The 1,008-nt window shown below is 39.0% G+C and carries 1 protein-coding gene and 1 pseudogene; both read right to left on the reverse strand.

The annotated features are described in order from the left end of the window. Positions 1-132: pseudogene (locus VXQ92_RS21580) on the reverse strand (hypothetical protein); the annotation flags it as partial. A gap of 142 nt (positions 133-274) precedes the next feature. After that, positions 275-1,008: translocation/assembly module TamB domain-containing protein (locus tag VXQ92_RS21585; protein ID WP_416683127.1), on the reverse strand; the 734-nt coding region annotated here is incomplete at its 5' end.

Consider the following 1,008-nt stretch of genomic DNA (forward strand, 5'->3'; position numbering starts at 1 on the left):
CAGAATACTTCTTGCTGCATTTCCCACACTTGTACAATAGCCATGCCATTGCTCTTCAGGTGTTAAAGGCTTTTTTTCTGTACAGCCGACTATTAACATGCCCATTAAAACAAATAAAACTTTTTTCATCATTACTCTACACAGACTATGCTGCCCACATCATACTGAATCTGACAGACTTTGCAAAAATTCTACTTATATGTCTTTATTTTTACACAGCATTCAATAAAAAACCGAGATGATAGCATCTCGGATTTTAGTGTTCTTCAAACCTTTAGAAGCGCCAATTGTAGAATAAATCTATGGCTCGTTCTAAAGATTGACTTGCTTCTAAATACAAACGGCGGTTCATTTGATAACGCAACGTCAGTTTATTGACCGGGGTAAATACACCCACACCATAACGAATAAATAAATCAGGTGTAATGTAACCAGTTAAGCTTACTTGAGTATCATCCCCTGTACCTTGAGCATCTAATGCAAGACCACTCAAACCAAAAGTACGTCCAATTTGATTCGTTAAAGCACGAGTACCACCCAAGCCCATACTAATACCAGCAGCAGCAATTGTATTGTTCACATCAGATTTAAAGCCTTCTGCATTACTTAAACCACTTGCACCTTCATTAATACGCCCTGTCACGAGTGCATTTAATGCCTCTTGCTCAGAAAGGCCTGCATCATTATAAACTTGAATATTTGGTGATGAAGCAGTACCAGTGACACGAACCCCAACCATACTACCCTGAACATTTTTATTCGCATCAATATCTAACGTCGGGTTTGCTAATGGACCATTAAAACGGGCAATTGCACGATTTAAATCCAGGCTTTGACCATAGGCCTCAATTTTCACTTTTTGACTTACACCAATAGCACCCATTGCTCGCATTGCCGTTTCATAACCGCGTTGGGTTAAATTCAAACGACCCACTAAAGGAATATTACTGTTAAAGCCTTGGAAGATGACTTGATTGCCAATATTTACCGAGATATCTGCACGGATAT

This window comes from Acinetobacter sp. 228, from assembly GCF_048147885.1.